Genomic DNA, 13449 nt, shown 5'->3' on the forward strand with positions numbered 1-13449 from the left:
GATCCCGGCATGCCGGGATCGAGATCTCAAGCTCTAGAGCAGTCTGAGATCTGAGTGGCGCTGCCAGGGGGGAAAAGCCCGATCAGATCGGGCAACCGGAGCAGCATACAACGGCTGCGCCCGTAGAACGAAACTACCATGGCTGATCCGGGGCCCGCCCCGGCCCTCTTCCGGCCGCCACCGGGCCCTGGGTCTACGCTGCGACCAGTCCAGCAGCTCAAGGAGGCGCAGGTGGCGCAGGTGCCGCAGACATTCTTCGATGCTCTCGCGGTGCGCACCTGGTGCGGGCTCGCGCTCACGGCCCTCGGGCGGGCGCGCGAGGAGATCGACGCGATCAACGTGTACCCGGTGGCGGACGGCGACACCGGCACGAACCTGTATCTGACCGTCGAGTCGGCCGCCGCCGCCGTGGAGGCGGTGTTCGCGGGCCACGAGGCCGGAGCGGGCACACCGCGTGAGGCCGGAGCGGGGACGCGTGAGGCCGGAGCGGGCGGGGCGGAGCGGCCGTCGCTCGCGGAGGCCGTGCGCGCGATGGCGCACGGGGCGCTGATCGGGGCGCGCGGCAACTCCGGGACCATCCTCGCCCAGCTGCTGCGTGGCATGGCCCAGGTGCTCGCCGCCGACGACACCGCCCCGCACACCGACGGCCCCGGGTTGCGGCTCGCCCTGCGCCGCGCCGCCGACTCCGCCCGCCAGGCCGTCGCCCACCCTGTGGAGGGGACGGTGCTCACCGTTGCCTCGGCCGCCGCGGACGCCGCGGAAGCGGTGGGGGTGGCGGGGACGGGCGCGGACGGCTGCGGTGCCGTGGCGCGGGCCGCCTACGACGGGGCGCGTGCCGCCCTCGCCGCCACCCCCGGGCAGCTCGCCGTGCTGGAGCGCGCCGGAGTGGTCGACGCCGGGGGGCGCGGGCTCGTGGCGGTGCTCGGGGCACTGGTGGAGACCTGCACGGGGGAGGCACCGCGCGCAGCGGCGGCCTCGCCGGCCGGGGGGCACGCGCGTGTGGAGGACCCCGCGGGGGACGACGGGCAGGCCTGCCCGGAAGGGGCGGCGGTCCCCGAGGACGGCGGTCCCGCCTTCGAGGTGATCTATCTGCTGGAGGCCGACGACACCGCCGTGGCGCGGCTGCGGCAGCGGCTGGACGCGCTCGGGGACTCCCTCGTGGTGGTCGGCGGCGACGGGCTGTGGAACGTCCACGTGCACGTGGACGACGCCGGTGCCGCCGTCGAGGCGGGCGTCGAGGCCGGCCGGCCGTACCGGATCCGGATCACCCACTTCGGCGCGGACGACGTGCACACCGCGCGCGGGGAGCGCCCGCCCGCGGAGCGGGTCCAGCGCGCGGTGGTGGCCGTGGTGCCCGGCGAGGGCCTGGCCGGGCTGTACGCCGAGGCAGGCGCGACCACCGTGCTCGCGCGCCCCGGCGAGCCGCCCGCCAGCGGGGAACTGCTGCACGCGGTACGCCGGGCCCACGCGCGCGAGGTCGTCCTGCTCCCCAACGACGCCGAGCTGCGGCACACCGCCGCGGCGGCGGCCGAGCAGGCCCGCGCGGAGGGCATCCGGGTGGCTCTCATCCCCACGCGGTCCGCCGTGCAGGGCATCGCGGCGCTCGCGGTGCACGAGCCGGAGCGCCGTTTCGACGAGGACGTCGTCGCGATGACCTCCGCGGCGGGCGCCACCCGCTACGCCGAGGTCGCCGTCGCCGCGGAGCAGTCCTGGACCACGGCCGGCATCTGCCAGGCCGGCGACGTGCTCGGGCTCATCGACGGGGACGTGGCCCTGATCGGCTCGGACGTCACCGCCACCGCCCGCACCGTCCTCGACCGGATCCAGCCGGGATCCATCGTGAGCCTGCACTTCGGGTACGCCGACACGGTCGCCGCCCTCCCCGCCGTCCTGGATGAACTCGACCGCCGCGGCCTCACCGCGGTGACCGCCACGGAGCTGATCCGCTGATGCCACGCACCCTGCCCGCCCGCGCCCTGATCGCCGGTGCCGCACTCGTCGCCCTCGCCGCCTGCGGCACCGAGACCGAACGCGGCGCCGAACGGACCGCCGACACCCAGGCCGCCGTGCCCGCCCCGCCGAAGCAGCCGCCGGTCGACGGGCTTCCGGGGATGCCCCCGGTGCTCGACCCGGAGGACGTCTACGCCGCCGACCGGCCGAACCGGCTCTCGCCCGTCGTCAAGGACTTCCCCTCCCGGGTCTACGTCCCCAACACCGAGTCGGACACGGTCTCCGTCATCGACCCGAAGACGTACGAGATCGTCGACACCATCCGGGTCGGGCGGCAGCCGCAGCACGTCGTCCCCTCCTGGGACCTGAAGACCCTGTGGGTCAACAACAACCGCGGCCACACCCTCACCCCGATCGACCCGAAGACCGGCAAGGCGGGCAAGCCCGTCGACGTCCACGACCCCTACAACCTCTACTTCACGCCCAACGGCAAGTACGCCGTGGTGATGGCCTCCCTCGACCGCGAACTCGTCTTCCGCGACCCGCACACCATGAAGCGGATCAAGACCGAGCCGGTCAGCTGCTACGGCGTCAACCACGCCGACTTCTCCCTGGACGGCCGCTACTTCATCGTCTCCTGCGAGTTCAGCGGCGAGCTGCTGAAGGTCGACACCGAGAAGATGAAGGTGGTCGGACAGCAGAAGCTGCCCTTCGAGGGCGCCATGCCGCAGGACGTGAAGATCTCCCCGGACGGCAAGAGGTTCTACATCGCCGACATGATGGCCCACGGCATGTGGGTGCTCGACGGCGACACCTTCGAGCAGCCCGAGCTGCTGCCCACCGGCAAGGGCTGCCACGGCCTCTACGTCGGCCGCGACTCCGCGAGATGTACGTCTCCAACCGCGGCGAGGGCACCGTCTCCGTCTTCGACTTCACCCAGAACAAGCTCACCAAGAAGTGGCGCCTGCCCGACGGCGGCAGCCCGGACATGGGCGGTGTCTCCGCCGACGGCAAGGTGCTGTGTCCGGGCGCTACGACGCCGAGGTGTACGCCATCGACACCCGCACCGGCACCCAGCTGGCCCGCATCCCCGTCGGCAGCGGCCCGCACGGCCTCGCCGTCTACCCCCAGCCGGGCCGCTACTCACTGGGCCACACCGGCATCTTCCGCTGACCCCGGTCACCCCCGGGCGCGCAACAGCACCTCCGCGCCCACCTGCCGGTAGCCGGCCGCCTGGAACGCCCGTGCGCTGCGGGCGTTCCCCGGCGCGACCTGCGCCCACAGCGGCTCACCGGCGAGGTGGCGGGCCGCCTCCGCCAGCGCCCGGCCCAGACCCCGGTGCCGTACGCCCTCCTCCACCTCCACGGACACCTCCAGCCGTCCGGCCACCCCGCGCCCCATCACCAGCACCGCGCCCTCCGTCACCCAGGCGCGCACCTCGTCGCGACGCGTGCGGGCGTAGGCGACGCGGGGATGGGCCACGTCGGCTTCCCGCAGGCCGAGGCGCGGCCCGCCCGGCAGGGGCGGGCCGACCAGGACCGCGTCGATCGTCTCGGCCGTCCGCCCGGTGCGCTCCAGGAAGGCCGCAAGGAACAGGGGGTTCATCGTCGCGGCGAGGGCGTCGCAGTCCAGGGCGGCCAGCGTGTCGTACACCCACCGCGGGTCCTCGTCCGTGAACACCACCGAGTGCCCGGTGAACGCCAGGACTCCCGCGTCCCGGTCGCAGGGCTGCGGCACCACGGTTGTCCGGCCGTCCGCCGGCGGGAAGCCGCCCCGCGCCGCCGCGTCGAGAATGTCCCGCAGGGTCTGTCCCACCGACCGCTCCTTGAGTCTCCACCCACTGGAGGGCCCACACTCGCAGACATGAGCGATCACGGCACCGGCCTCCTCACCATCGGCGAGCTGGCCCGCGCCACCGGACTGACCGTGCGCACCATCCGCTACTGGTCCGACGAGGGCGTCCTCACCCCGGTGACCCGGTCGGCGGGCGGCTACCGGCTCTACGACGCCGGGTCCGCCGCCCGCCTCGAACTGATCCGCACCCTGCGCGAACTGGGCCTCGGCCTGGACGACGTACGCCGGGTGCTGGCCGGGGAGCGGACGGTCGCGGAGGTCGCGGCGGCGCACGTGGCGGCCCTGGACGCGCGGATCAGGTCGCTGAAGGTGATCCGCGCGGTGCTGTCGACCGTGGCGCGACGTGGTTCCACAGCGGAGGAGACGACCCTGATGAACAAGCTGGCACGGCTGTCGGCGGCGGAACGGCAGCGGATCATGGAGGAGTTCGTGACGGAGACGCTGCACGGGCTCGACCACGTGGACCCGGACATCCGGGAGCGGATCCGGCAGACCTCCGTCGACCTCGCCGACGACCCGACGCCCGAGCAGGTCGACGCCTGGGTGGAACTGGCCGAGATGCTCCAGGACCCGGCCTTCAGGGCCCAGATGCGGAGGGCCGTGGAGTTCAACGCGGCCGACCGGGACCCGGAGGCGCCGCCCGGCCGGTCCCTGTGGTTCGCCAGGCGCCTGGTGGAGCTGGCGGGCCCGGCCCGGCAGCGCGGTGTCGCCCCCGGGGCGCCCGCGGCCGAGGAGGTGCTGCGGGAGCTGTTCGGCGACGCCGGCCGCGGCGCCGTCCTGGAACGCATGACGGCCGGCTTCGACGACCGCGTCGCCCGCTACCGGGAACTGCTGGCCGTCGTCAACCGGCAGCCCGCACCGCCGCACGCGGAGGACTTCGCCTGGGTGGTCGCCGCATTGCGCGCGAGGGCGGGCAGCTAATCTGACCTGCGTCAGTGCGACAGCACCATGCAGCAAGGTATGACGAAGAGGGGCGGATCGGTGGCCGACATCGAGGAAGCACGCAAGCAGTTCGAGCGGATCGACACGGACGGGGACGGCCAGATCACCGCAGCCGAGTTCAAGGCCGCCCTGGCGCAGGGCGGCGACTGGAACGTGACGGAGGCGGTCGCCGAGGCGATCATCGCCAGCCGTGACCTCAACGGCGACAAGCTGCTGTCGTTCGACGAGTTCTGGGCCCACGTGAACAAGTGACGCGTGCCGTCGGGGGCGCCCGCATCCCGTCTCGGGGATGCGGGCGCCCCCGTGTCATGCGCGGCGCCTGATCCGCACGCTCCACCGGCCGTCGCGCCGCTCCAGGTCCAGCGGCAGGTCGAAGCAGGTGCCGACCCTGTCGCCGGTGAGCACCTCCGCCACCGGCCCCGCGGCCAGCGCCCGCCCCTCCCGCAGCAGCAGCGCGTGCGTGGTGCCCGGCGGCAGCTCCTCCAGATGATGGGTGACCAGGACCGTCGCCAGCAGGGGACGGTCCCGGCGCAGCTCGTCCAGCGCGCCGATCAGCCGCTCCCGGCCCGGCAGGTCGAGCCCCGTGGCGGGCTCGTCCAGAAGCAGCAGCCGGGGCTCGGGCATCAGCGCCCGGGCGATCAGGGTCCGGCCGCGCTGCCCGTGCGAGAGGGTGGGCCAGCGGGCGTCCCGGTGGCCCTCCAGACCGAGCGTCCGGATGAGGCGGTCGGCGCGCTCCTCCTGCTCCGCGGTCGGACGCCACCGCGGCACCGGCGCCACCGAGCCGGTCACCCCGGTCAGGACGACGTCCCGCACCCGCAGCGGCTCGGCCAGCGGATGCCGGGGGTCGACATGACCGACGTACGTCCGCAGTTCCCGTACGTCGACCCGGCCCAGCCGGCGGCCCAGCACCTCCACCGAGCCGCGGGTGGGGTGGATCCGGGCGCCGAGCAGCCCGAGCAGGGTGGACTTCCCGGCGCCGTTCGCGCCGAGCAGCGCCCAGTGCTCACCCGCGCGGACGGTGAGGGACACCTCGTGCAGGATCGGCCGCCCGTCCCGCACCACGCGCACATCCGCGGCGCGCAGCACGTCCCTCGGACCGGGACGCCGAACTTGTGACTGATGGGTGGGCGTGGTCGTGGTCATCGTCTGCTGGTGGCCTTCGACTCGGTCGGACGGTGACCGGCGGCACGGCGGCCCGCGGTCGGGGCGCCGGTCGCGTCAGGCCCCGCCGCGGCAGCCGAGCAGAAGGAGACCGCACCGCGTCATGCCGGTCAGGCAACCACCCCGCCGCTTCTCGCGCAAGGGAAACGAGTGGCCGCGGCCTTGTCCGGTGGGTGCGGATCCCGCCATGGGAGGTGACCCACCCCCTCCTAAGAGGCCCGCCGCCGGTACTGCCCCGGTGCCACCCCGAACTCCCGCTTGAACGCCTTGGCGAAGGCGAACTCCGAGGTGTAGCCGGTGCGCTGGGCGACCAGGCGGAGGGGGGTGTCGTCCGTGCGGAGCAGCCGGCCGGCCGTGGTCATCCGCCACCAGGTGAGATACGTGAGGGGCGGCTCGCCCACCAGCGCGGTGAACCGCCGGGCGAACGCCGCCCGGGACAGACCGCCCCGCGCGCCCAGCTCCTCCACCGTCCACGGGTGCGCCGGGTCGCCGTGCACGGCGCGCAGCGCGGCCCCGACCGCCGGGTCGGCGAGCGCCGCGGCCCAGCCCGTCGGATGGCCCCGCGCGTCCCGGCACTCGCCCTCCCACCAGGCCCGCAGGATGTACAGCAGCAGGGTGTCCAGCAGTGAGCTGACGATCGTCGCCGAGCCCGGCCGGGGCTCCTGGAGTTCCTCGCCGAGCAGTTCCACCGCCGCCCGCAGCGAGCGGTGCGCGCCGACCCGGGCGGGCAGGTGCACCACCTCCGGCAGCTCGGTCAGCAGGGGGTGCGCCCGGGAGCGGTCCAGGGTGTACGCCCCGCACAGCATGACCGCGTCGGGCTCCGGCCCACCCGCGCGGGACGGCGGTCCGGGGTCCGGCCAGCGGCCGTCCGCGTCCAGCCGTACCTCCTCCAGGGGCACGTCCGGGGCGCTGGCCAGCGCGTGCCCGCGCCCGTGCGCCAGGAACACCACATCGCCGGGGCCGAGGGCCACCGGCTCGCCCGCCGCGGGGATCAGCAACGCCGAACCCCGCAGCACCACATGGAACCCGGCCCCGTCCGACGCCTGGAAGCGCATGCCCCAGGGCGCGTGTTTGTCGTTGCGCGCGGAGTGCGGGTGCCCGGTGCGCATCGCGGCGATGGCGTCGCTGAGTACGTCCATGTCCGTACCGTATCCGCCGCGCCACACCAAAAGACGATCGGACAGAAAATCGAGACAGGAGGACATGGATCGTCTCACCCATGCGGCCATAGCGTCGACGGCATGTCAATCACCGCACGCACAGTGCTCTTTCACGAACTCGGCGGCCCGGACGTGCTGCGCGTCGAGGAGACGGAACTGCCGGACCCCGGCCCCGGTGAGGTGCTGGTCGACGTCGCCGCGCTCGCCCTCAACCGCGCCGAGGCGCTCTTCCGGTCGGGCGGCTACTTCTACCAGCCCACCCTGCCCGCCTCCCGCAACGGCTACGAGGCCGCCGGAACCGTCGCGGCGGTCGGCCCGGGCGTGACCGCCTTCGCGCCCGGCGACCCGGTGATGTCCGCCGCCAACTTCGAACTCAGCGCCCACGGGGTGTACGGCGACCGGATCCTGCTGCCGGAGGACTCCGTCGTGCCCCGCCCGGCCGGTGTCGACGCGGTCACCGCCGCCGCCGTGTGGGTCTCGTACTCCACGGCGTACGGCGCCCTGGTCCGCACCGCCGGTCTCACCGCCGGCGACCACGTGCTCATCACCGGGGCGTCCAGCGGCACCGGCACCGCCGCGATCCAGGTCGCCCGCCGCGCGGGCGCCGTGCCGATCGCCACCACCCGCACCGAGGACAAGCGGCGGCAACTGCTCGACCTGGGCGCGGAGCGGGTGATCGTCAGCGGCAGCGAGGACGTGGTCGAGGAGACCCGGCGGATCACCGGTGGACGCGGCGCCGAGATCGTCTTCGACGGGCTCGGCGGCGCCGGGTTCCGCACACTGGGCGACGCGGCCGTCGAGGGCGGCACCCTGGTCAGCTACGGATGGCTGGGCGGGCTGCCGACCGAACTGCCGATGACCTGGCCGCTGACCGTGCACGGCTACAACAACTTCACCATGAGCGGCACCGCCGACGGCCGCCTCCGCACCGCCCGCTACCTGGGCACCGGACTCGCCGACGGCACCCTGCGGCCGGTCGTCGCCGAGGTCTTCGACGGCCTGGACCGCATCGGGGACGCCCATCGGCTGATGGAGTCCAACCGGCACACGGGGAAGATCGTCGTCCGTGTCTGACCGGGTCCGTGTCCCGACCGTCACCCGTTCGCCCCACGTGCCGGAATAGCCCGTCCCTCCCCGCAGTTGTCGCTCCTCGCACGGCGAAACACTGGTTCAGCAACAGCGACTCGGAAGGGCCGGCCATGCAGATCGGCATCATCGGCGCGGGCAACATCGGCGGCAACCTCACCCGGCGGCTCACCGCCCTCGGTCACAAGGTCTCCGTGGCGAACTCCCGTGGACCGCACACCCTCACGGCGCTCGCGGAGGAGACCGGGGCGACGGCCGTCCCGGTGGCGGAGGCGGCGCGCGACGCCGAGATCGTCGTCGTCGCGATCCCGGTCAAGGCGATGCCGGACCTGCCGGCGGGCCTGCTCGACGCGGCCGCAGACGGGGTCGCCGTCATCGACACCGGCAACTACTACCCGCGCGAGCGGGACGGCCGGATCGCGGAGATCGAGGACGAGGGCATCACCGAGAGCCGCTGGACGCAACGCCGGCTCGGCCACCCCGTGATCAAGGTCTTCAACGGCACCTACGCCCAGGACCTCCTCGACCGCACGCGCCCGTCCGGCGACCCCGAGCGGATCGCCGTCCCGGTCGCCGGTGACGACGAGGAGGCCAAGCGGAAGGTGCGGGCGCTGATCGACGAACTCGGCTTCGACACGGTCGACGCGGGCGGCCTCGACGACTCCTGGCGCCAGCAGCCCGGCACCCCGGTGTACGGACTGCGCGCCGGAGTGGAGGCCGTCACCAAGGCACTGGCCGAGGCCTCCCCGGACCGCAAGCCGGAGTTCCGGGGCTAGCCGACGTCATCACCCGCCCCGTGGTGCTCCCGGAGCCAGCGGAGGACCCGTACGCCACCTCGGCCGCCGCGACGCTCCAGCGGGCGGCACGCCGCCTCTGTACGGGCGGCTGGTGCCGGGGCGCGACCGTGGACGCGGACGGGGCGCGCTGCCTGTACGGCGCGGTGCACGCCGCGGCTCCGAGCGCCCGCGTCGAAGGTGACGCCCTGGACGTCCTCCTGGACGCGATCCGCCGGCGCTTCCCCGGCGCGGACACGATCCCCGAGGCCAACGACCGCCACCTGACCGGCTGGAAGGCCGCCGTCCGCATCCTCAGCGAGGCCGCCGCCCTGGCCGACGCGCGCGGCCTGTGACGTCCCGCCCTTCTTGGGGTCGTAAAGATCTTGTGACACTCCGCCCGACGCAGGGCTTCGAGCTGGCTCGCCAGCTTCCTGGCGGGCGGTCGATGTCCTGGCGTACCCGATCCGTACCGGCCGTTCCGTGCGGGGCGCCCGGACACCGCGAACGAGTGTGGACCCAAAGCGTTCGATCGATATCGAATGCGATCACTCTTCGGTGTACCCGCTGGAAGCGCGTACGGCCTCCTTCACTCTGCGTACCCGGGAAACGGGGTAGCCGGCAAACTGAGGCCTGGAGACGCGGGTTGCGTATCATTATGCTCAGCCGAACCCGCCATCCTCTTTTTTATCGCGCGCAGCAGGCCAGTGTTCGATCCTTTTGTCGGCCGACGTGAATTCGGTGTGCCATAATGGCTTATTCGGATCGCACAACTGTCGAATAAAGATATAATGGGATTATATCGCCAATACTTACTCTCCGGATGCCTTTTCCCTTCTGTTGTACAACGGTGACAGCTCGGTTCGCCCGAAAGCGCAACTCGACAAGGGAGATCACCGTGAAGGCATCCATGCGAGCATTCACCGCTGGCTTGTCCGCCCTCGCGCTCAGCGGGATGATGCTGGTCGTCGGCTCGGCCGCACCTGCGAACGCCGCCCCGCTCAGCACCAAGCTGGAGACTCACCACAGCGGCAAGTGCCTGGATGTTGCGGCCGCGAGCACGGCCAATGGAGCATTCGTCCAGCAGTGGGAGTGCTACGACACGCCGAACCAGAACTGGACCCTCACCTCGCTGGGAAACGGCTACTACAAAATGATCGCCCAGCACAGCAACAAGTGTCTGGACGTGGCGGACGCGAGCATCGCTGACGGGGGAACCGTCAACCAGTGGGAGTGTTACAACACACCCAACCAGGAGTGGAAGCTCGTCCAGCGCCCCAACAGCTACTTCGCCCTGGTCGCCCGGCACAGTGGCAAGTGCCTGGAGGTCAGGGGAGGGAACATCTACAACGGAGCCGGTGTGGTCCAGCAGACATGCGCCGCCGACCGGCCGTACCAGGAGTGGCGCCTCCTGTGAGCCTCTGGCTGTGACTGTGAGCCTCTGGCTGTGAACACGCGCCGCGCGATGGACGCGCCCCGCAGTCCGGGTGTGGACATCGTGCGGCGACAGCTGGCCATTCCTGTGTGAATCACCTGCGCTGGCTGCGCGCCGTCGCCGAGGCGTCCGGGGAACTCGCCGGCGCCGCCGACACCCGGCCTCCGGGCGTCACTCATGAGGAGACGTCCAAATGTGCAAACGTGCCTTCGTCACCGCTGCTACGGCCGCCGTCGTGTTCGCTTCGGCCGGCGGCGCGACGGCCGCTCCGGTCCCTGACTTCGGCAATGGCGGGTTCGAGGAGCCCATCGTGCCGGCGGATTACTTCAAGCGCATTGCCACGGGCGCTTCCATCGGCCCGTGGCAGGTCACGTCCGGCGCCGTCGAAGTGGTCGACGACGGGTGCTGGCAGGCCGCCGAGGGGCAACAGAGCGGTGACCTCAATCCCCCTCCTGATGTCGCAGGCCCTGGCATGGTGGCCCAGACCTTCACCACCATCCCTGGGGACCCCTACACGGTCACCTAATCCCTGGCGGGCAACCCCGACGGTCCTCCTGCGGTGAAGACCGGCCGGGTCCTCATCGACGGAGAGGTGATCCAGGACTTCAGGTTCGACGTCAGTGGCAAGACCCGGAGGAACATGGGCTACGAGGAGTGGAGGGTCTCGTTCGTGGCCAATAACTCCACCACCATGCTCAGCTTCACCAGCACCACTCCCCACACCCGGTACGGGCCGGTCATCGACAACGTGCGGGTCAACTCCTGCGGCTGCTGACCCCCGCAACCCCCCTCGATCGACGACCCGCCCGGCACCTTCGCCGCCGAGCTGGAGACGATCGCCGCGCGCAGCCTCCGCGCCGCCCGGACCTGACCCCACCGTCATCGCCGCCCAGGCCTTCCTCACCCTCCGGCGGCTCGACCCAAAAGCCCAGACGTCGGCCTGACCCTCTACCAGGTCCTCGATCTCCTTCAGAACCTGCTGAGGTGCTGGACCGGCACCTGCACCACCTGCGGACGCCCCCTGCCCAACCCGCGAAGCCGCCGCAGACAAGGCAGAACCTGACGAAGCACTACTAGGCTCCCGCCGCCGTCGGCTCAGACGACGTCCAGCGGTGTGTGCGGTCCGTCCGGCAGCTCGACCCGCACCGGGTCCCCGGGCCGCACGACGCCGCCGGTCAGCACGACGCTCATGATCCCGGCCCGGCGCCACACCTCCCCGTCGGCGTCCCGGCCGACGAGCTGCTTCATCAGCCCGTCCTGGAGCCCGTCGATCTGCGCGCACGGGTTGCGCAGTCCGGTCACCTCGACGACGGCCTCGTCGCCGAGGTGCAGCAGGGTGCCCCGAGGCAGGCCCAGCAGGTCGATGCCGCGCGTGGTGACGTTCTCCCCGAGCTGCCCGGCGGCGACCTCGAACCCGGCCGCGCGGACCTCGTCGAAGAGCTCCTGGTGGATCAGGTGCACCTGGCGCAGATTGGGCTGCGACGGGTCCCGCTCCATCCGGCTGCGGTGCTTCACGGTCTTCCCGGCGTGCACGTCACCCTCGACGCCGAGGCCGGCGACGAGCGTGATGCTCTCGCGGTTCGGCTTGGAGAAGGAGTACGTCTCGTTGCTGCTGACCGCAGCGATCATCCCACCCATGGGTGAGAGCGTATCCGCCGTCCGAGGGGCGCGTCCCGCGGCGATCAGCACTCGATGATGTTGACCGCCAGCCCGCCCCGGGCGGTTTCCTTGTACTTCACGGACATGTCCGCGCCGGTGTCCTTCATGGTCTTGATGACCTTGTCCAGGGACACCTTGTGCGAGCCGTCGCCGCGCATCGCCATCCGCGCCGCCGTGACCGCCTTCACGGCGGCCATGCCGTTGCGCTCGATGCACGGGATCTGCACCAGGCCGCCGACCGGGTCGCAGGTCAGACCCAGGTTGTGCTCCATGCCGATCTCCGCGGCGTTCTCCACCTGCTCGGGCGAGCCGCCCAGCACCTCGGCCAGGGCTCCGGCCGCCATGGAGCAGGCCGAGCCGACCTCGCCCTGGCAGCCGACCTCGGCGCCGGAGATGGAGGCGTTCTCCTTGAAGAGCATGCCGATGGCGCCGGCGGCGAGCAGGAAGCGGACCACGCCGTCCTCGTCGGCGCCGGGCACGAAGTTGATGTAGTAGTGCAGCACCGCGGGGATGATCCCGGCGGCGCCGTTGGTCGGGGCGGTCACCACGCGCCCGCCGGCCGCGTTCTCCTCGTTCACGGCCATGGCGTAGAGGGTGATCCACTCCATCGACAGGGCCAGCGGGTCGCCCTCGGAGCGCAGCTTGCGCGCGGTGGTCGCGGCGCGGCGCTTGACGCGCAGCCCGCCCGGCAGGATGCCCTCGCGGGACATGCCGCGCTCCACGCACTCCCGCATGACCCGCCAGATCTCCAGCAGGCCCGTGCGGATCTCCTCCTCGGTGCGCCAGGCCCGCTCGTTCTCCAGCATCAGCGCGGAGATCGACAGGCCGGTCTCCTTCGTCAGGCGCAGCAGCTCGTCGCCCGTGCGGAAGGGGTACTTCAGGACCGTGTCGTCGAGCTTGATCCGGTCCGCGCCGACCGCGTCCTCGTCCACGACGAAGCCGCCGCCGACCGAGTAGTACGTCTTGGTCAGCAGCTCGGTGCCGTCGGCGTCGTACGCCCACAGCGTCATGCCGTTGGCGTGGTAGGGGAGGGTCTTGCGGCGGTGCAGGACCAGGTCGTCGTCGAAGGAGAACGCGATCTCGCGCTCGCCGAGCAGCCGGATCCGGCCCGACTCCTTGATGCGCTCCACGCGCTCGTCGGCACTCTCCACGTCGACGGTGCGCGGCGAGTCGCCCTCCAGGCCGAGCAGGACGGCCTTCGGGGTGCCGTGGCCGTGGCCGGTGGCGCCCAGCGAGCCGTACAGCTCGGTGCGCACCGAGGCGACCGAGTCCAGTACGCCCTCGTTGCGCAGCCGGCGGGCGAACATGCGCGCCGCGCGCATCGGGCCCACGGTGTGGGAACTGGACGGGCCGATGCCGATCGAGAACAGGTCGAAGACCGAGATGGCCACGTCAGACTCCTCAAATGCGGGTGGTGGCGGGGCACCCG

The 13449-nt window shown here is 72.2% G+C and carries 12 protein-coding genes and 2 pseudogenes; 9 read left to right on the forward strand and 5 right to left on the reverse strand.

Annotated elements, in window-relative coordinates:
* Positions 1 to 231 precede the first annotated feature (231 nt).
* The gene (locus CCN42_RS12745) at positions 232 to 1950 is read left to right on the forward strand and encodes a DAK2 domain-containing protein (RefSeq protein ID WP_211294689.1); all 1719 of its coding nucleotides are present in this window, start codon (positions 232 to 234) and stop codon (positions 1948 to 1950) included.
* A pseudogene (locus CCN42_RS12750) lies at positions 1950 to 3123 on the forward strand (YncE family protein). The gene CCN42_RS12745 and the pseudogene CCN42_RS12750 overlap by 1 nt, the downstream one beginning before the upstream one ends.
* A gap of 6 nt (positions 3124 to 3129) precedes the next feature.
* On the opposite strand, the gene CCN42_RS12755 reads toward CCN42_RS12750, so the two are convergent.
* Positions 3130 to 3765, reverse strand: coding sequence for a GNAT family N-acetyltransferase (locus CCN42_RS12755; protein ID WP_086735473.1), 636 nt, complete (start codon positions 3763 to 3765; stop codon positions 3130 to 3132).
* Positions 3766 to 3813: 48 nt separating this feature from the next.
* Here CCN42_RS12755 and CCN42_RS12760 point away from each other — a divergent pair, with 48 nt between their 5' ends.
* A complete protein-coding gene (locus CCN42_RS12760) occupies positions 3814 to 4725 on the forward strand; it encodes a helix-turn-helix domain-containing protein (RefSeq protein WP_086735475.1) in 912 nt (303 codons plus the stop codon).
* A gap of 60 nt (positions 4726 to 4785) precedes the next feature.
* Positions 4786 to 4998: an EF-hand domain-containing protein gene (locus CCN42_RS12765; protein ID WP_086168278.1), complete on the forward strand. Its 213-nt coding sequence runs from the start codon at positions 4786 to 4788 to the stop codon at positions 4996 to 4998.
* Between the two features lie 54 nt (positions 4999 to 5052).
* Here the strand turns inward: CCN42_RS12765 and CCN42_RS12770 are convergent, their stop codons facing one another.
* Both CCN42_RS12770 and CCN42_RS12775 read right to left on the reverse strand, forming a co-directional pair.
* Positions 5053 to 5889, reverse strand: coding sequence for an ABC transporter ATP-binding protein (locus CCN42_RS12770; protein ID WP_086735477.1), 837 nt, complete (start codon positions 5887 to 5889; stop codon positions 5053 to 5055).
* Between the two features lie 227 nt (positions 5890 to 6116).
* A complete protein-coding gene (locus tag CCN42_RS12775) occupies positions 6117 to 7046 on the reverse strand; it encodes an AraC family transcriptional regulator (RefSeq protein ID WP_086735478.1) in 930 nt (309 codons plus the stop codon).
* Between the two features lie 102 nt (positions 7047 to 7148).
* Between CCN42_RS12775 and CCN42_RS12780 the strand changes: the two genes are divergently transcribed.
* From CCN42_RS12780 to CCN42_RS12800, 5 genes and pseudogenes are all read left to right on the forward strand, one after another.
* Entirely contained in the window at positions 7149 to 8141 is a 993-nt protein-coding gene (locus CCN42_RS12780) for a zinc-dependent alcohol dehydrogenase family protein (RefSeq protein WP_086735480.1), read from the forward strand.
* 8 nt (positions 8142 to 8149) lie between these two features.
* Positions 8150 to 8929: an NADPH-dependent F420 reductase gene (locus CCN42_RS12785; protein WP_422641162.1), complete on the forward strand. Its 780-nt coding sequence runs from the start codon at positions 8150 to 8152 to the stop codon at positions 8927 to 8929.
* Between the two features lie 20 nt (positions 8930 to 8949).
* Positions 8950 to 9282, forward strand: a complete 333-nt coding sequence (locus tag CCN42_RS12790) for a DUF6197 family protein (protein ID WP_086735483.1) — start codon at positions 8950 to 8952, stop codon at positions 9280 to 9282.
* 554 nt (positions 9283 to 9836) lie between these two features.
* Positions 9837 to 10343, forward strand: a complete 507-nt coding sequence (locus tag CCN42_RS12795; protein WP_158102085.1) for an RICIN domain-containing protein — start codon at positions 9837 to 9839, stop codon at positions 10341 to 10343.
* A gap of 211 nt (positions 10344 to 10554) precedes the next feature.
* Positions 10555 to 11136: pseudogene (locus CCN42_RS12800) on the forward strand (choice-of-anchor C family protein).
* Between the two features lie 320 nt (positions 11137 to 11456).
* On the opposite strand, the gene CCN42_RS12805 reads toward CCN42_RS12800, so the two are convergent.
* Together CCN42_RS12805 and CCN42_RS12810 are read right to left on the reverse strand one after the other, a co-directional pair.
* A complete protein-coding gene (locus tag CCN42_RS12805) occupies positions 11457 to 11999 on the reverse strand; it encodes an MOSC domain-containing protein (RefSeq protein ID WP_086735486.1) in 543 nt (180 codons plus the stop codon).
* A 44-nt stretch (positions 12000 to 12043) separates the two neighbouring features.
* On the reverse strand, positions 12044 to 13411 hold the full coding sequence (locus CCN42_RS12810; RefSeq protein ID WP_086735487.1) for an L-serine ammonia-lyase: 1368 nt from the start codon (positions 13409 to 13411) through the stop codon (positions 12044 to 12046).
* Positions 13412 to 13449: the final 38 nt, after the last annotated feature.

Origin of the sequence: Streptomyces glaucescens (genome assembly GCF_002154375.1) — a bacterium.
Classification (GTDB): domain Bacteria; phylum Actinomycetota; class Actinomycetes; order Streptomycetales; family Streptomycetaceae; genus Streptomyces; species Streptomyces glaucescens.